Consider the following 17,465-nt stretch of genomic DNA (forward strand, 5'->3'; position numbering starts at 1 on the left):
GAAAGGTTTATTTCAGGTGCTTGTCCAGGAAGATGAAAACCGTCTCCAGATTCTCCGGCGCTTCGAACTGTGGACCGCCATGCCCCGCGCCTTCAATGGGGGTGTAGGTCACCTTGCCTGTGGTACCGGCCAGTGCGGCCAGATTTCCTCCAGCGGAGCCGCCCCGGGTAGCCATTTTATCTGCGTTGTCCGTATTGGCTTTAGGCATTGGGCCACCTCGTTGTGTGCCACCGGGAGGAGGACCACCCGAAGGCATGCCCGGCGGCTGGGCAAATGTCAGGCTGTAACTCAGCAGGAAAACAGCGACGAGACTACAATGAGATATGGACATGGCGATGGGCGATTTGTTGTGCAACAAAGGTATCTGGCTTCCCTGGGGCCATGCCGAAACTCTTCATTGTTTTGTGGAAACAAATCGAACATATGAGTGGCTAAATAACTAGCCAGCAAAATATCTTCGCCCATTAAACGTAGTACCGGCATCATCAGTACCTTGCGTTTTTATCGAAATGAATCAGCACAGTAGCAATTATTTCACCTTTTATGTTCTTTTTTCGTGTGTATAAGAACGGTTAGCGCTACTTAATCGAGAGCAGATGGTAAAATAAGTGTGGAAACAAAGCAAACTTGAAGTCTATGCAGCGAATTACCCAATATGATGGACTTTATGGCGAGGCAAACACCCGGCCCGATGCGGAGTATCTGTTCTCCGAATTGCTGGAAACTCGTAGTCAAAGCTTCGACTGGGTTATTCAGCCGCATATCCATGCCCGGTTGTTTCAGGTATTTTTTGTAGAAACCGGTCAATTTAACTTTCAGGAAGCTACCCGTACCCGTCAACTCACCGGCCCGTGTTTGTTGCTCATTCCTCCTACGGCTCTGCATGGATTTGTGTATAATTCCGATGTGAGAGGGCGTATCCTGACCTTGTCCGACGCGCTCATCGATACGTTGTTTCCCGGTGGATCGCCCGTTGCGGCCATGCTGGGCAGCCTGCAATGTCTCTCAATAGTTCAGGAGCCCTACTCGGCCAGGCGGGTTAGCGAATTGATCAAAGCGATTCACGACGAATTATTTGACGACCAGCCCGAAAAACGGATGATGTTACAGAGTTGTCTGCAACAGTTTTTTTTGGTCGTCTACCGACTATGGCAGCAAAGCGAACAGACAAGTGCCGGAACAAACAATCTATCGCTCCACTATTTTCGGAAGTTTCAGCAGCGGGTCCGGCAGGTTGGTACAACGCACACTATTGCCCAACTCGCCGACGATCTGGCTATTACACCGGTCCACCTGAACCGGATTTGCCAGGCTGTTTCGGGTAAATCGGCCAGCCAACTGGTACAAGTGCATATTCTGGACGAAGCCCGCAAATACCTGACGTACACAACCTATTCCGTTTCAGAAATCGCGTACCTGCTCCACTTCGAATACCCAAACTATTTTGCCAAATTTTTTCGAAAGCATACGGGTCTGTCGCCGTCCGAATTTCGTGAGGGGCAAATGAAGGGGTAGAGTGGACTAGATTTGGTGAATTTTTTAAACCACCCAATCAATGAAAAAGCTGTCCATGTGGCTTCTGCTTACGGGAGCGTTATTGTTGAACGGGGCCAGGCTGTAGATTACCGGGTAAAAAGGTAAGGTTACGCCTTTACGAATTATTGATTCATTGATAGTCAGTCATAAATCTATCCGTCCGGAATAGTAAAAACGTCCCATTATGTCTCTTTTACGTAAAGTCATATGTGAAGTTCTCCTTTACCTTTTAACAGATAGATAATGAAACCGTCAAGACGAAATTTCTTACAGTCACTCGGCGTCGGCGTAGCCAGCCTGGGCGTGGCTGAACAATCCATGGCGGCTGGTGTGAAACCACCGAAAGTAGCTAAGCCAGTCGGCGACGAGCAGGCTTTGTTCGTGGGCGACAACATAGCCATTGCCAAAACAGAATACGGCAAGGTGAGGGGATTTATTCTGCGGGGTATTCATCAGTTTTTGGGCGTACCCTACGGAGCCGATACGTCGGGGAAAAATCGCTTCATGCCTCCGCAAAAGCCCGCAGCCTGGACCGAGATTCGGCCTGCTCTCTGGTGGGGGAACTCCGCTCCACAGATCATGGAAAAGCGGTACGCCAACCCCTATGCCTCGTTTGTCGACCACTGGAACTACGACGACGTATCGGAAGACTGTCTGAAACTAAATGTCTGGACCCCGGCGCTGGATACGCAGAAACGGCCCGTAATCGTGTGGTTGCACGGGGGCGGATTCGTCAATGGCAATGCGATTGAGCAGGACGGCTATCATGGCGAGAATATTTCCCGACTGGGTAATGTCGTGTTCTGCTCCATTAACCACCGGCTCGGCGCGTTGGGCTACACTCACCTGAAAGCGGCTGGCGGTCACGCGGCATCCGGCAACGTGGGGAATCTGGACATGGTGGCGGCTCTGGAATGGGTGAAAAACAACATCGCCAATTTCGGTGGCGATCCTAATAATGTGACCATCATCGGTCAGTCGGGGGGAGGAGCCAAGGTGACGACCCTGATGAATATGCCTTCGGCCAAAGGGCTATTTCATAAGGCGGTAGCCTTGAGCGGCAGCTCGCTGGCCGGAACTAACAAGGAGTATGCCGAAAAGCTGGGGCTGAAAGTGATGGAAGAAGCTGGTTTGAAACCTGGCGAAATCGACAAACTACAGCAGATTCCGTGGCGCGAATACATCGATATTGCCAACCGGGCCGTCGAAAAAATGTCCGACGAAGCTAAAAAGATGGGTCTGCTGCGCGGTGGTTATTCGCCCGTAGCGGATGGCGCGACCCTGAACGACGGCAAGTTCTTCTCGGATGCTAACCACTTCTCGGCCAATATCCCGCTGATGATCTGCTCGACTTTCCACGAGCAAAACCCCGACCGGACCGATGCTTCTCTGGAGAACATTTCACTCGCTGAAGTAAAAGAAAAGATCAAACCCCGCTTTGGCGACAAGACCAGCGACATCGTGGATGCCTACGCAAGAAATTTCCCAAAAGCGCGTCCTATTGAAATCTGGGCCTTAATTGTGTCGAACCGCAAGAACGTGGTAGCCGCTGCCGATGCGAAAGCATCGCAACAGAAATCACCCGTTTATGTGGCCTGGTTTGGCTGGCAGCCCCCGCTCTTCGACGGTCGGATGCGGGCGTTCCACTGCGACGATATCTGTTTCTGGTTTTACAATACCGACCTGATGCTGACCCACACGGGTGGCGGCAAACGCCCCCGTGCTTTGTCGGAGAAGATGGCTGGTTCGTTCCTCAATTTTGTGAAAACCGGCAATCCTAACGGGGGCGGCTTACCCAACTGGAAGCCCTACACAACGCAAAACGGCGAAACGATGATTCTGGACGATACCTCTGCACTGGCCAACGACCCCGACCGCGAGGCTAGAAAGACACTGGTTTAACGAGTAGCGTTCAGAAGCCAGCCGGTTTGTTGTACACCGAATTTCGGGAGTGACAGCAGACCGGCTGGCTTTACGTTAAGAACCGGAATAGGCTATACTGTTGTCGCAAAAACTCAGATGATGTGAAGAAAATGAGGTATTGTTAAGTGAGACGACGATTTGAGACATCATTTGCTTTAAATTGTTACTGATAATGAAGGCCTGGCATGAGTCCCACAAAACGGGCGAATACATAATCTGCCTCGCCGGGAGCCTAAGACAGGTCAGCCAGCCGTTCAGCCGTGCGGGTGTCGCCGAAAATCAGCTAGCCCTGGAATCTGCCAAAACGTACGAAAGCTGGTTGGCGTGAGCACGAGCCGACCCAAGCTGCGGACTAATCGAGTCGGTGGGCTTTCAGGCCTCATCGGGGGGGAAAGCCGGTAGGTACCGGAGCACGAGCTGGCTAAGTTGTTGGCTTAGCTGCTCCACACCCGCCACTTTTGACAGATACTCACTGGCTCCCTGAGCCAGGCAAGCCTGTTGGGCCTGAGCGCTCGCCTGGGCGGACCAAACCACCACCGGTACCTGTTCCCGACCCGCCTGGGCCCGGATCAAGGGGATTAACTCCCTGGACGTCGTAGGGGGTAGATGGTAATCCAGCAGGATCAAACTGACTAGTGGTTCGCCAGGGGCCAGATGGGCCAGAAAGTCGGCCTGGCTGGTGGTACAAACCAGCGACAGCCGCTCACCAAAGCGTGTTTTGATCAACTGGGTGAGCATCACGCAGTCATCGTCATCATCATCCAGCACCAGTAGCAAAGCACTTAACGTTTTTAGTTTACAAAGGAGGAGAAGACGAGCCATCAACCTATATTCGCGAATGGCCTGCCCGATGAAGAATGAGAAACGCGGGCCACTCACTGTAAGCCCACTGGATAGCCAGTCACAACCCTGTTCCCGGAACGCTGGCCGACCGATGAGACTGATCGCGTTTGACAGATAGTAACAAGTCACGGGATTGGAAACCCTCTCTTGCGACGCAGAAGTGGTCATCAACAGACCCCCTAATGGGGGCGTTTGATGGGTCGGCTTGTTTTACTGCCTGTCAACGACAATTCGTAGCCTGCGAAAAAGAATTTACGGGAGGGCTTCCTCTGCCGCTGTGACCAAACTTTAGTGCATAACTGAGTCTTCCAAAGCCTTCGCTGAAGATTGCCCTAGCTGAATGAAGCGGTTGCCGCAGGCATGACACTGGTAGCGGGCCGATGACAGCAGGAACTGCATGGATTTTAACCAGGCGGGTCGTTTGATTCGATCCGGATACGCATCCCCACAGATCGGGCATTGTCTTTGACTGGTCACACGACGGAGCACTTCACGAATGAAGACCACCAGGATTAATACAGAAAGAACAGCGCAAAAAACAGTAAACAAAGACATACGTCACGGTATATAAATAAGTCAACCAGGACAACGTGTATTCAGTATTTCGAGATGAACAGGCGATCGGATGGTTAGCCAGTCGACTCAAAATACCCCTTATCTCCCAGGCAGCGGCCTTACTGGATAGTAACGATAACCTATCCGTTAGTTAGTGGGGAGTTGTACCCATTCGTGCCACAGGCTCTACCAAAGACAATCCGGACCGATAATCAACATGTCACAAGTCTGGTAGCGGAAACATTCGCTTCCTTTTCCGGCTTACGACATAGAAAGTTAAAAACGTTCAAGCCTGTTTTCCGGAAAGGAACTGAGTAAACAAATCAACGTAAGGTTACAGTCAGCTTAATTGAGCTAGTTTAACGGTACAATTGACATGATGGAACAGTTCACCGGAATGGTAGCCCTCTAACTTATCTGTTGTAGGCTTCTTTTGCCTTACAGGAGAACTGGTGAGGTAATTTGCTCAATTTTAGGGTAAACTTATGGTCATACGCTTGTTGTGTGTGGTGAACTGACCAAAATTGGGTTTGAAATAACCATATTCTCAAGTAAGTATTAAATGATGAGGTACATTTTGACGGTCCCATTTAGTACACAGTCCACGTGGACTATGGTTACGCGAGACAGAGTTTTACAAAACGCTCAGTTTTGTTATACGTTTTGTTCACGCTTCTAAACCCTGTTTTGTTGTACATTTCATAGGGTATGCCTGACCACTACTAACTTGTTACCAACCCTTTAAAGTCATAGGGGGTCTTTGTCTAGTAAGTTATCTTTAACAAAACCTTATGCGCTATTTTTTTACGTTTATAAGCCTTTTACTGCTTAACGTTTGTTGCCGGGAGCAAAATAGAGTCGTCCCCTTAGGTGCTCCTGTTACATCCCTTGCCGACCTGCCTACTACGTACCAATCGTTTCAAGAGGGTAACTCTGCCGCCGGTCGTCTTAAGCGTGAAACCCAAAACGGCAAAACCAGTGGTGAATGGCGTTATAATGAGCGCGGCCAATTAATCGAGTGGCGACTTTTTCGTTTTGATGCCGTGGAATCAGCCGTTCAGTATCGTTACGACAAAGATGGCCGCTTACTTTATGTACAGCAATTCGCCAATAACTGCGGCTACTCAAGTGTGTATGATTGCACTGGCCCAGTGGACTGGACAAGTTACGACGAGTTATCAACTGATGCAGCCGGGCGTATTACTGAGAGCCGGACGTATCTTACCCTTAATGGAAGCTGGGATTTTCGCAGTAAAAGCGTGTATGCCTATAACGCACAGGGGAAAGTAATCAAAGTGCTACGGTACGATGCTAAGGGCGTATTGGCCGTTACTCAAACACTCACTTACGACACACGTGCCAATGTAATAGCGATTAGAGAACAAAGCAACGTAGCTTCGGCTGACCTCTCTGACCGCACGTTTACCTATGAATATGACACCGGCCGTAATCCCTATTTTAACACGGTTTACTATCCTGCTGCCCTGTTTCTGAGCCCTAATACGCAGTTATCTCCGGGTTTAACTTATGAATACCGCTCTGATGGCTTGCCGTTACGTATCCGTCAAAACGGAAGCATTACGGAGTTGGAGTACTATTAAGAGTAGGGGTACACAAACTGAGCGTATGCGGTGGATTGTATTGGACAGATATTAATAAATCAGTGTCTCGCATAAACGCTCCCTGGTGAGACGAATGGGCTTTCACGGGTTTGCCAATTCGTTTAGGTGATTATTTAGATGGCTTCTTTTAATAACTGTTTACTTCTGTCCGTTGCATACGACTGGTAGGTTGTCCCCAATTGATACCCTACTACCGGTTGTGAGCTAAAAATTGTTAGGGGCAGCGCATCGTTTCCAATACTCCATGATAAAATAGATGCTCTTCTCCAGCTCCTCCAGCGAGTTTTGCTTGACGAAAAAACCCTGGACTGATAAACTATAGGCATTGATCACCATCTCCTGGCTGGCGGCCGTGGAGAAAAACAAATATGGGATGCACTTTAGTTGCAGGGCGGCATCGCGGTGCAGTTTCTCCCGCAGTTCAATCCCGTTTAAGCGGGGCATGTTGATGTCCGACAGGATCAGAAACGGCAATTCGGTCGTCGACAACAAGTAATCCAGGGCTTCTTGTCCATCCGGGAAGTACCTGACTTGATTTGGATAGTTTAACTTCCTGAAGACTTGCTCAAACAGGAATTGATCATCGGCATCATCTTCAATGAGAATGACGGGTCCGTTTTTGTTCATGGGACAAGTTAAGTGAATGGAGAGCCCTATTATCGGACAAATATGCTCAAAACCATTGATCGGGCTGCATGGGTCGATTAGAGATTCTTTTCAGTCGGTTGAACAACCTCCTGGCCGGAACGTTTACCAACTATTACTTGATGGCACTGCCTGGGGCACGTAAGCTCAATGTGACACTACGAATCAAACCGAACCACAAGCTTACCGGTTGAATGAATTTTATACAACCGACTCGATGAACATCAACCAAACAAAACCTGCTCAGCCTACTCTGTCTCAACCCACTCAACCAAAACCCCCGGTTCGATCCAGACCGAAACGACCCCGTATTAAAAAAGGCAGTTGAGAGTTGTCTTGGTTGATAACCCAACCGATTTAAGCGGAGGGATAGCCCACGTTTTCAAACGTTGTCAGATGGACAGATTCCAAGTTCTGATCGAATTTTTAGCAGGGCCGTCTGAGCGGACGGCCGGTGCTGTATCGACCCGACTTTCTCAAACTCGTCCCGGTAAACACAACGCCTGATCCGCCGGTTAGATGGATCCAACCTCGACGCGAATTCCCATGATCGTTCACCCCACCAGCCAGGGCTGGGATATTATTCATCAGCAGGCCCATGGCTTGCTGGCCTACCAGATTGCCACCCATTGGAAAACCAGCCAACGGCCTCTTTTCTGGCATCAAACCTTAACGGCCCTCCTCGAACACGACGATGGGCAACAACCCTTTGCGGGCAACAACCACCTCTCTCAAGCCGGTGCGCCGTTGTCATTCGAACCCTACTCGGTGCCTCAGTGCCACCGCATGATTGACATTGCCCTGCGAAAAAGCCGCTGGAATGCGCTTATGGTCTCCCATCACAGCACGTTTCTTTACCAACCCACAGGCGGAAAGGACAAAGCCATGGATGAGTTTCTGGAGCAACAAAAGAGCAATCAAAAAAAGTGGCGAGCCGCTTATGGTGCCAGCCAGAAAGAAGTTGTCTATGCCTACGACCTGGTGCAGTGGTGCGATGCGCTCTCGCTCATTCTATGCCGCAACCAACTGCCCCCCGAAGCCCGACAACTTGAAATTAGTAAAGGTCCCGATGGTGTAGCCTACTTTATTCACCAACGTGCTGACAACTCCCTGAGCGTCGATCCCTGGCCCTTTGAGTCGGCCGAATTCAGGGTTGGTGTTGAGGTATATCCGGTCGCTCAACTCCAGTTTATCGACGATGAGCAACTCTACCAGGCCATCAATGAAGCACCCGTCGAGCTGCGCGAATGGGTTTTCAGGTGTAGGTAAGCGTACCGATAAAGGCTTTTTATGACAAAATCGCCAGATGATGAAAATTTTTACTGAAAATATCCTGTTTGTCTTAAGGGTATTGGATAGGTTAATGTGTCATTTAGTTGGAATGGTTATTAATGATCATATCATTAATCAGACAGAACATGCAACTAATCAGTACCTGGCAAACATACGACGCAGTGATTGATTCAGTACCTTTATCAACTATGGACGCATCAGCACCAGATGAGCTGGAGCCCTTAGCTACCGATAAAGAACTATTTATCCGCCGAACGTTCAAAACTGACGTCCGATTGGGGTGTGAATTACTTTTTCGACAGCATTATGTCTTCCTCTGCAGCCATGCTGTGCGTTTTGTGGGGTCAAAAGCTGTTGCTGAAGACCTGGTCGCGGATATGTTCTGTCAGTTTTATGAACAGCAGATTTTTAGTACCATTACCACTTCTTACCGGGCCTATCTCTACAAAACCATTCGAAACAGGGCCTATAATTACATTCGGCAAACATTTCAACGAGATGTATCTCTTGATGAAGCCCAGTATCAGGCGACAAAAGAGCATCAGCAACCAGACGCCATCACCCAGTATGATGAACTCTATCAGGATGTAGAAAAAGCGATCGAGTCTTTACCTGTACAGCGCCGACGCATTTACCTGATGTATCGCTTTGAAGGAAAGAAATACGGTGAAATTGCCGGTGAGCTTGGCCTTTCGGTTCGAACGATTGAAGTACATATCCGCCTGGCCAGTCATTCACTGCGGGAATTATTGAAAGATCGATGGTTTCTGCTGAGCATCGGTATCTTATTCGATTTTTTCTAAACTGTATTTAAGGGTTTTCCTGCACCAAATGTGTCATCCTACTAAATACACCTGGACATGAATCAACTCGTCAATAAACAACTCATTTTTGACTCTTTTGCGGGGAAGACAACATCCTTACAACGAAAGCTGATCGATGAATGGTGTGAAGATCCTCGCCATGAAGAACTATTTTATGAATGGCTGGAAGAATGGGAACAATCTCATTTGCAGTATGTAGCCGAAGAGCAAAATGCGCTAAAAAACTACACCAATTTTTTAACCAGTGATCGCCCGGCAGACGTGCAAGCTAGTGATGCTATAAGTATACCATTCCCCAAGTCAACTACTCGACACTGGCTGCTTTGGGCAGTAGCGGCCTCCATAACTATCCTTGTGGGCAGCTTTATATTTCGACAACAGTTACTGAATCAAACCTATGAAACAGCGTATGGTCAGACGCGCGTCGTTCAACTGGAAGATGGAAGCCAGGTGACGCTCAACGCTAACACCACGTTACGAGTACCCCGGTTTGGTTTCGGACGCGAAACCCGCCAGGTTTGGCTGGATGGCGAAGCGTTGTTTTCAGTCACACACATGGCTAACAATCAACGCTTTGTGGTTAAAACTGATAATGGGGCCGATGTTGTCGTGCTGGGTACAGAGTTCACCTTGTATGCCAGAGCCCGAGGTACACAGGTCGTACTGCAACGAGGGAAAGTTGAACTCCATTACCACCAGGCAGGCCAGAGCGAACGGCAGATTACCCTGAAACCGGGTGATCTGGTTAACCTGAAAAAAAATGGAGTTGCCCGTCTGAAACCAATCCCCCAACCGGCGAACTATGCGGCCTGGCGGGACCATCGGTACGTCTTTGAGGAGACTTCACTCAGGGAAATCACGTACATGTTCCAGGAAAATTTTGGCATAAGCCTGGAAATTTCAGACCCAGAAACGGCTGCGTTAACGCTGTCAGGTGCCTACCCTGCTCAAAGTGCCGATGAATTACTGTCTATTATTGCTGAAGCTTTAAACGTTCAAGTTACCCGGCAGAGCGATAAAGTGCTGCTGGCTCCTCAACCTATTTAACCCATCTCTTTATGCTTTCTAGTTTTACTGGCCTCCTGGGGCTGGTAGTTTGCCTGACCTTACCCGGTCAATCAGCTACTGCTTTGCCCTATTCAATCCCGCAGCCTGTTCATTCTACTGGTCGAACAACCGACAGTATGAACCGATTATTAACCGATGCGCTAAACGATCTGAAGCAACTTTACGGAGTGGATATTCTTTATGGCGATCAGTTGGTACGGGGCGTAATGGTTCCTGCAATCCTCATCGATCAGAAAGCTAACCTGGAAGACAACCTGAAGGTGCTGTTAAAAAACACGGGTCTTCAGTTTCGCAAAGTAAAAAATGGGGCTTATCTCATTACGGGGCAACGTGCTGATAAAAAGTTATCAGCCAGTATAAAATCAGTACCCGAGAGTCTGCCCCCAACTTCGTCTGCCGAGATCATCCTATCCGAAGCCGCAGAAAAGACCTATGCCGTCGCTGTTGACCGGGCGATAAATGGACAGGTTCTGGATGAGTTGGGCGTTGGATTGCCAGGGGTCTCGGTGGTTTTGAAAGGAACCCAGCGGGGTACGGTGACGGATAAAGATGGACTCTACCGATTATCCGTTCCGGATGGAGCCGCAACCTTAACCTTTAGCTTTGTGGGCTATATTAGCCAGGAAGTGCCATTCGCTAATCAATCGGCAATCAATGTCACCCTGAAACCTGAAGCAAAGTCACTGGAAGAAGTCGTTGTGGTGGGCTATGGAACGGTTCGAAAAAAAGATCTGACGGGTGCGATCACCTCGGTCACGGCCAAAGATTTTAACAAAGGTAATTTTACCTCCCCCGATCAACTCATTCAGGGCAAAGTTTCGGGTGTACAGATCATAAATAATAGTGGCCAGCCTGGCGGAGCGGCTACCGTAAAGATTCGGGGTAATTCGGCGATAACGGGTACAGGTCAGCCTTTATACGTTGTGGATGGAGTACCACTCGATAACCGCTCGGCCCGACCGGGACTTAATGCGAACGGACTAGGGAATACACCCGGTGGAAACCCACTGAATTTTTTAAATCCGGCGGATATTGCGAGTATCGACGTCTTAAAAGATGCCTCCGCCACGGCTATTTATGGTTCGCGGGCAGCCTACGGGGTTGTTATTATCAATACCAAACGTGGCCAGGCTGGACAGGCGAAAATTGACATCGGCATGAATACGGGCGTTGCGTCTATTTTCCGAAAAATAAACGTATTGAATGCCGAGCAGTACCGGGAAGCCATCAAATACTATGGCGTGAGTGCGGCCAATGACCGGGGTGGCAATGCGGATGGCTTTGGTTCCATTCTACGCAAGGGGGTGCAGCAGAATTACACCCTGGCTATTAGCGGAGGGAATGAAACGGGAAAATACCGCATTTCGGCTGGCTATCTAAACCAGGAGGGCATTATCAATAGAACAGGTTTTAAAAAATATACGGCAAATTTTTCGGGTAATCTCAAATTTTTAGAGAGCAAACGACTGGGCCTGGATATAACGGTTAATTCCAGCCAGTACATCGAAAATATTGCCCCTATTACCAACGATGCGGGTTCCAATGGGAGCCTGATTGGGCAAGCCTTGCAGTGGAATCCGACCGACTCACTCAGGAAAGCCAACGGTAGTCTGAACATCAAAGCCGGGGCCGTCATTAATCCGCTAGCCATGTCGGAACTATACAGTGACGTATCGAAAGTGACAACCATCCTGGCCAGCATTTCCCCCTATTACAAGTTCACGGATTGGCTGGAGTACCGGATGCTCTACAGTGTCAATTACAGTGCAGGCGGACGTCGGGCGTCCATTAATCAGGACATTAACAACTCGGCAACGCTGGGAAAAGGCTGGGCCAGTATCAGCAATAATGAGCTGAGCACCCAGCAGTTTACCCACACATTAAATTTTAATAAAGACATTGCACCAGACCTGAACCTGAATGCCTTAGTTGGGTTTGAGTACATGAGCTTTGCCAATAAAGGCGCTGCAATGAGCGCGCTGGGACCCGCTTCCGGCTTTGGTAATTATGGTTTGGACTACACGGATTATATCCAGTATTCCAACACCACAGGCCGCGTGCTTTCCTCGTTTGTTGATCCAAGCGCCGATCTTCAGTCGTATTTTGGTCGAGCCATTGTCAATTATAAAGATCGCTACCTGGTAACAGCTACCCTAAGGTCTGATGGGTCTAGCAAATTTGGGGCAAATAACAAATACGGCTACTTCCCCTCTTTTTCTGCGTCCTGGAACATTAGTAACGAGAAATTTTTTCAGCTGAATGCCATTACGTCTCTGAAATTACGGGGAGGTTGGGGCAAGACGGGCAACCAGGAATTTCCGTCGGGCTCCTCACAGGCTCGTTATTCGTTCACCGATAATGGCGGGCTGGGACAGACCAATAATCCCAATCCGGATTTAAAGTGGCAATCCGACAAACAGTATAATTTCGGTTTTGACCTGGCAGTACTGGGTAACCGAATTACGGCCACCGTCGATTATTTCAATAAAACCACCACAGACCTGTTGTTTCCAAGCCCCCCGATTCAGCCTGCTCCTCCTGGATCGGTTATTCGATGGATCAATCTGGATGGCCGCATTGAGAACAAGGGTCTGGAAGTAGCCATCGACGGAAACATTATCAAGAAATCGAACTTTAGCTGGGATTTAGGGGTCAACGCGACCTTCATTAAAAATAGCGTTTCCGGCTTAACCGCACCGATCTTGACGGGTGCACTGAATGGGCCAGGACTCAGCGGTGTTACGGTGGAAGTTATTCGAAATGGGTTGCCCATTAATGCCTTCTTTACCCGTAGGTACCTGGGCATGAATGAATCGACTGGACTGGCCAACTATGAAGACGCAGGCAACACCTTTTTCTACGTAGGCAATCCAAACCCCAAAGCCTTATTGGGCCTCAGTACGACGCTCCGTTATAAAAAGTTGTCCCTCATTGCTAACATGAACGGGGCGTTCGGAATGGATATTTACAACAACACCAACAATGCGGTCATCAGTGTCGGCTTGATTAACGGGGGACGGAACATCGGACTTTCTTTATACCAGCAACCGGTTAAAGAGTCGATTGCCAACCCGGTGACGCCCTCTTCCCGCTTTTTGGAACGGGGCGATTATCTGAAAATGAACAACGCTACGCTCTCCTATGCGCTGGGTAACATCGCCAGGGTTATCCGGGGAGCGAATGTTTATGTGACGGGTCAAAATCTGTTTGTGATCACGAAATACACCGGCTTCGATCCGGAAGTCAATGTCAATAAAGCGGTGAACAGCGTTCCATCGGTCGGCATCGATTATGCAGCTTATCCGTCGGCTCGGACCATTACGTTTGGGGTCAATTTCTCGCTATAAATCCTTATGATCATGTCTATTAAACATAAATTCCTTCAAATCGGCCTATCCGGACTTGTCTTAGGACTAGGTAGCTGTACCGACCTGGTCGAAAAATTTCAGGGCGATTTGACCGCCAATCAGATCAACTCGTCAACGTCGGCTAACACAGCGGCTTTGTTAACGGGTGTATACAATTCGGTACGCACTCCTTTCCAAGACCCGCAGCAAGTACATGCCCTGAGTGAAATGACTACCGATGCCTTGATGGGACCGACCCGTGGCCCGGACTGGGATGATAACGGCAACTGGCGCCAGCTGCACCAGCACAAATGGGATGCCAACCACATCCGTGTCATCAATACCTTTAATGGAATGGGCGGAGGCATTTATGCCGCAACGGATATGCTACGCTTCAATCCGACTCCGCAGCAGGCGGCCGAAGCTCGGTTTATCAGGGCCTGGTGTATGTATTGGTTACTGGATCTATACGATCAGGTGCCCTACCGCGAGCCGGGCGAAAGTGTGGTACAGGCGGCTAAGGTTCGTAAAGGCCTGGATGCGCTGAACTATATCCTCAGCGAAATAACGGCAGTGCAGGCGAATCTGCCGAATGGTCCGGCCGGTTTAGCCAACAAAGATGCCGCCAGGGTTTTCCTGATGAAAATCTACCTTAACAAAGGGGTTTATGCCAACCGGGCAGCTCCCACGTTTGCGGCCGAGGATATGAACAAGGTGATCAGTTTGGCCGATGAGATTATTAACAGCAATAAATACCAGTTTGCAGCCAATTATTACGACAATTTCGCGCCTGCCAATACGACGATTGGCAAGGAAAACATCTGGACGCAGGAGAATGTGGGTGGGGTATCGCCCAGCGCCAACCTGCGGAGCCGGTGGGTAACCTACCTGCACCCGAACCAAAATCCGACGGGTAACAATGGCTGGGTATCCCTCCCGGATTACTATAATAAGTATGAAGCAACAGATAAGCGGCTGGGCGATGCCTATAAAAGTGCGGGGGGGCTGCCCAATCCAGGCAATCGCATCAACGTGGGATACCTACTTGGCCAGCAGTATAATCTGACGACTGATGTCCCATTGAAAGACCGCGCCGGTAATGCGTTAATCTTTACCAAAGAGGTAAAAATTATCGAAACAGGAGCCAACCTGGAAGAGCCGGGCATTCGTCCGCTTAAATATCCGATCGATTATGCCAACGATGGTAGCCGCCTGATCGATAATGATTATGTGTATTTCCGAATGCCGGATGTGCTGCTGATGAAAGCGGAGGCCATTCTGCGGGGTGGAACCGCAACAAATGCAGGTGGTTACGGCAATACAGCGCTTTCACTGGTGAATGCAATTCGTACTCATCCTTCCCGGGGAGCTAGTGCCCTGCCCTCAATCAACCTGGACGTTTTGTTGGATGAGCGGGGCCGGGAATTGTTTCTGGAAAACTATAGACGACAGGATTTGATTCGCTTTGGCAAGTACCTACAACCGTTCTACGAGAAGAATTACGTAAGCGAGCCGAAGTACCTATTGTTTCCCATTCCTACTCAACAAATGGCCGTAAATGAAAATTACAGTCAGAATCCTGGCTATTAATCGACTCGAAATAAAACGATACGTCAATTAATCTGTGACCCCAGTGCGGCCTATTCCACTGGGGTCATGCTAACGTACCAAGACGATATATTTATCAGCGAGAAGCATGCTTTTGCCAGCCAACTTCGTCTACCCTGTTTAAGCTGCTGAAAAAAAATGAGTTAGACACTGTCGGTTGGTCGATGTATATATGCCACTGTACTTGTCAGAACGCTCATTTATTAAAGAAATCGACACCAGGAGGTCCTGCTTGATTCATGGATGATAATCAGGAAACGGTCAAATTTTATCATTCATAAACTACTTATAAAAGCGATGCGCATTACTGGTTGGCATAATCTTTGGCTCATCTTATTCACCGTCAGTAGGGGAGTAGCCCAACAAAGTGAATTAGCCTATACAGCCTTACCGCTTCAGAATCTGAATGAGTTTAGGCCGGTCGGTTCGAACTGGAAACTCGTTAGTGATGTCTTTTATGATGTCAATAAAACAGGTGGTGGGCAGACGAAATCGGGGGGCGGTATATTGGTAAATGATCCTTCCGGCAAAAGTAAAGAGCATCTGTTTACCAAACTGGAACACGGCGATCTTGACCTGGAATTGGATTTTATGATGGAAAAGGGCTCCAATTCAGGGGTTTACCTTCAGGGCCGTTACGAAGTGCAACTATTCGATAGCTGGGGCGTGAAAGAGCCGAAATCATCGGACTGCGGAGCGATTTACCAGCGCTGGGATGACAGCCGACCTGAGGGGCGTAAAGGCTACGAAGGCCATCCACCCGCTCAGAACGTTAGCCGGGCTCCTGGGTTGTGGCAGCATCTTAAGATTAGTTTCCGGGCCCCTCGCTTTAACCAGAAAGGCGAAAAAATAGCCAACGCGCGCTTTGTCAACGTCGTACTAAACGGTGTACCTGTCCAACAAACGATTGAAGTGACCGGCCCCACCCGATCGGCTGCCTTTCAGGATGAAAAACCAACCGGCCCATTGATGATCCAGGGCGATCATGGCCCGGTTGCCATTCGCACTATTCGCTATAAAGCCTACAGCCTGGAATCGGTTACGCTGAGCAAGCTCCGGCTAAGCGCGTATGACGGAACGGTCAAGTCCCTCGATGAAATCCATTCGCGTACGCCCAAACTGGAACAAGCCATTGATGGACTGGCCCACCAAACGCCGGGTAGCAAAGATAATTTTGCGGGTAAAATATCGGGAACGCTGCATATTCCGAGCCCGGGCGAATACCTGTTTAATCTGAACCTACGCTGGATTCTGCCAAACGTGAACACGGCGATTCCCAATGGGGCGGGTGAGCTGAAAATTGATGGGAAGAAAATCATCGAAGTCTCCAACAAAACGGATGGAGTTGCTTCATCAAAGTTGACTTTACAGACCGGGGATTATCCCGTTGAGATCACCTATTTTAAAAGCTTTGGCAAGCGATCAATGCCCAGTAATGATATTCTTTTAGCGGTCGAAGGGCCGGGTGTTCAGTATACGACACTCACCTCCGTCGTTGAAGCCGATGCCCCCGTTAGCCAGATCACAGTGCTGGCAAAAGAGGAACCGGTCATGCAACGGGGTTTTATAAATCATCACGGTCGCAAACATACGCACACGATATCGGTCGGGGAGCCGGATCATATCAACTATACGGTTGACCTTCAAAAAGGGGAGTTTCTGCAAATCTGGCGAGGTGATTTCCTGGAAACAACACCTATGTGGCGGGGACGGGGTGAATCCCAGCTTTCGGTTCCGCTGGGTAGTCTTGTTGAGTTATCAGGGAAACCATCGCTGGCTTTCCTAACCGATCAGAATACGGTTTGGCCTGATTCCAATGCTACGTATGATAATCTGGGCTATGATGTGGATGCGGCTGGTCGACCTGTTTTTAAATATGCACTCGGTACAGCCCAGGTGCGGGAGTCATTCGCATCGACCGATGAGGGTCGAAAACTGCTGCACTCCTTTACCGTTACATCCGCTCCGCAGGACATTTGGTGCCGGGTTGCGGAAGGTCATGCTATCAGCCAACTCCCTAACGGGCTCTACGCCATCAATGACAAGCAGTATTTCATTGAACTGCCCAAAAACGGGAAACCAATCATTCGCACGACGGCGACGAACACAAAAGAATTACTGCTACCTATAAAGTCAACCAGTGGAGCCAGCGCTGTCACGTATTCGATTATCTGGTAAGAACCACGATTCAACGATCTGTT

At 49.2% G+C, this 17,465-nt stretch carries 14 protein-coding genes; 10 read left to right on the forward strand and 4 right to left on the reverse strand.

What is annotated here, in order from left to right; all coding sequences use genetic code 11:
• Positions 1-7 precede the first annotated feature (7 nt).
• Entirely contained in the window at positions 8-331 is a 324-nt protein-coding gene (locus CRO74_RS15430) for a hypothetical protein (RefSeq protein WP_097126918.1), read from the reverse strand.
• A 305-nt stretch (positions 332-636) separates the two neighbouring features.
• Here CRO74_RS15430 and CRO74_RS15435 point away from each other — a divergent pair, with 305 nt between their 5' ends.
• The 3 genes from CRO74_RS15435 (at position 637) to CRO74_RS31590 (ending at position 3,787) form a co-directional block, all read left to right on the forward strand.
• Positions 637-1,515 (forward strand): helix-turn-helix domain-containing protein, encoded by an 879-nt coding sequence (locus CRO74_RS15435; protein WP_097126919.1) that lies wholly within the window; start codon positions 637-639, stop codon positions 1,513-1,515.
• Between the two features lie 264 nt (positions 1,516-1,779).
• Positions 1,780-3,438, forward strand: a complete 1,659-nt coding sequence (locus tag CRO74_RS15440) for a carboxylesterase/lipase family protein (RefSeq protein ID WP_097126920.1) — start codon at positions 1,780-1,782, stop codon at positions 3,436-3,438.
• 193 nt (positions 3,439-3,631) lie between these two features.
• Positions 3,632-3,787 (forward strand): hypothetical protein, encoded by a 156-nt coding sequence (locus CRO74_RS31590; protein WP_179830206.1) that lies wholly within the window; start codon positions 3,632-3,634, stop codon positions 3,785-3,787.
• 44 nt (positions 3,788-3,831) lie between these two features.
• On the opposite strand, the gene CRO74_RS15445 is transcribed toward CRO74_RS31590, so the two are convergent.
• Both CRO74_RS15445 and CRO74_RS31310 read right to left on the reverse strand, forming a co-directional pair.
• The gene (locus CRO74_RS15445) at positions 3,832-4,431 is read right to left on the reverse strand and encodes a response regulator (protein ID WP_245877856.1); all 600 of its coding nucleotides are present in this window, start codon (positions 4,429-4,431) and stop codon (positions 3,832-3,834) included.
• Between the two features lie 159 nt (positions 4,432-4,590).
• Positions 4,591-4,857: a hypothetical protein gene (locus CRO74_RS31310; protein ID WP_179830207.1), complete on the reverse strand. Its 267-nt coding sequence runs from the start codon at positions 4,855-4,857 to the stop codon at positions 4,591-4,593.
• 791 nt (positions 4,858-5,648) lie between these two features.
• Between CRO74_RS31310 and CRO74_RS15450 the strand changes: the two genes are divergently transcribed.
• The gene (locus CRO74_RS15450; protein WP_097126921.1) at positions 5,649-6,458 is read left to right on the forward strand and encodes a toxin-antitoxin system YwqK family antitoxin; all 810 of its coding nucleotides are present in this window, start codon (positions 5,649-5,651) and stop codon (positions 6,456-6,458) included.
• Positions 6,459-6,683: 225 nt separating this feature from the next.
• On the opposite strand, the gene CRO74_RS15455 is transcribed toward CRO74_RS15450, so the two are convergent.
• The gene (locus tag CRO74_RS15455) at positions 6,684-7,106 is read right to left on the reverse strand and encodes a response regulator (protein ID WP_097126922.1); all 423 of its coding nucleotides are present in this window, start codon (positions 7,104-7,106) and stop codon (positions 6,684-6,686) included.
• 564 nt (positions 7,107-7,670) lie between these two features.
• Here CRO74_RS15455 and CRO74_RS15460 point away from each other — a divergent pair.
• From CRO74_RS15460 to CRO74_RS15485, 6 genes are all read left to right on the forward strand, one after another.
• Positions 7,671-8,393 (forward strand): DUF3891 family protein, encoded by a 723-nt coding sequence (locus CRO74_RS15460; RefSeq protein WP_097127123.1) that lies wholly within the window; start codon positions 7,671-7,673, stop codon positions 8,391-8,393.
• A gap of 212 nt (positions 8,394-8,605) precedes the next feature.
• Positions 8,606-9,220 (forward strand): RNA polymerase sigma-70 factor, encoded by a 615-nt coding sequence (locus CRO74_RS15465; protein ID WP_245877857.1) that lies wholly within the window; start codon positions 8,606-8,608, stop codon positions 9,218-9,220.
• Positions 9,221-9,277: 57 nt separating this feature from the next.
• Positions 9,278-10,288 (forward strand): FecR family protein, encoded by a 1,011-nt coding sequence (locus CRO74_RS15470; RefSeq protein WP_097126924.1) that lies wholly within the window; start codon positions 9,278-9,280, stop codon positions 10,286-10,288.
• 11 nt (positions 10,289-10,299) lie between these two features.
• Positions 10,300-13,656: a SusC/RagA family TonB-linked outer membrane protein gene (locus tag CRO74_RS15475; RefSeq protein ID WP_097126925.1), complete on the forward strand. Its 3,357-nt coding sequence runs from the start codon at positions 10,300-10,302 to the stop codon at positions 13,654-13,656.
• Positions 13,657-13,668: 12 nt separating this feature from the next.
• Positions 13,669-15,246, forward strand: coding sequence for a RagB/SusD family nutrient uptake outer membrane protein (locus CRO74_RS15480; protein ID WP_097127124.1), 1,578 nt, complete (start codon positions 13,669-13,671; stop codon positions 15,244-15,246).
• A 315-nt stretch (positions 15,247-15,561) separates the two neighbouring features.
• Positions 15,562-17,442, forward strand: a complete 1,881-nt coding sequence (locus CRO74_RS15485) for a 3-keto-alpha-glucoside-1,2-lyase-like domain-containing protein (protein ID WP_179830208.1) — start codon at positions 15,562-15,564, stop codon at positions 17,440-17,442.
• Positions 17,443-17,465 lie beyond the last annotated feature (23 nt).

This window comes from Spirosoma fluviale (assembly GCF_900230225.1).
Taxonomy (GTDB): Bacteria; Bacteroidota; Bacteroidia; order Cytophagales; family Spirosomataceae; genus Spirosoma; species Spirosoma fluviale.

Excerpts from the sequence above, each read along its gene's own strand:
- CRO74_RS15430 (WP_097126918.1), bottom strand. The coding sequence starts at position 331 with ATGTCCATATCTCATTGTAGTCTCGTCGCTGTTTTCCTGCTGAGTTAC.
- CRO74_RS15435 (WP_097126919.1), top strand. The coding sequence starts at position 637 with ATGCAGCGAATTACCCAATATGATGGACTTTATGGCGAGGCAAACACC.
- CRO74_RS15440 (WP_097126920.1), top strand. The coding sequence starts at position 1,780 with ATGAAACCGTCAAGACGAAATTTCTTACAGTCACTCGGCGTCGGCGTA.
- CRO74_RS31590 (WP_179830206.1), top strand. The coding sequence starts at position 3,632 with ATGAAGGCCTGGCATGAGTCCCACAAAACGGGCGAATACATAATCTGC.
- CRO74_RS31310 (WP_179830207.1), bottom strand. The coding sequence starts at position 4,857 with ATGTCTTTGTTTACTGTTTTTTGCGCTGTTCTTTCTGTATTAATCCTG.
- CRO74_RS15450 (WP_097126921.1), top strand. The coding sequence starts at position 5,649 with ATGCGCTATTTTTTTACGTTTATAAGCCTTTTACTGCTTAACGTTTGT.
- CRO74_RS15455 (WP_097126922.1), bottom strand. The coding sequence starts at position 7,106 with ATGAACAAAAACGGACCCGTCATTCTCATTGAAGATGATGCCGATGAT.
- CRO74_RS15460 (WP_097127123.1), top strand. The coding sequence starts at position 7,671 with ATGATCGTTCACCCCACCAGCCAGGGCTGGGATATTATTCATCAGCAG.
- CRO74_RS15465 (WP_245877857.1), top strand. The coding sequence starts at position 8,606 with ATGGACGCATCAGCACCAGATGAGCTGGAGCCCTTAGCTACCGATAAA.
- CRO74_RS15470 (WP_097126924.1), top strand. The coding sequence starts at position 9,278 with ATGAATCAACTCGTCAATAAACAACTCATTTTTGACTCTTTTGCGGGG.
- CRO74_RS15475 (WP_097126925.1), top strand. The coding sequence starts at position 10,300 with ATGCTTTCTAGTTTTACTGGCCTCCTGGGGCTGGTAGTTTGCCTGACC.
- CRO74_RS15480 (WP_097127124.1), top strand. The coding sequence starts at position 13,669 with ATGTCTATTAAACATAAATTCCTTCAAATCGGCCTATCCGGACTTGTC.
- CRO74_RS15485 (WP_179830208.1), top strand. The coding sequence starts at position 15,562 with ATGCGCATTACTGGTTGGCATAATCTTTGGCTCATCTTATTCACCGTC.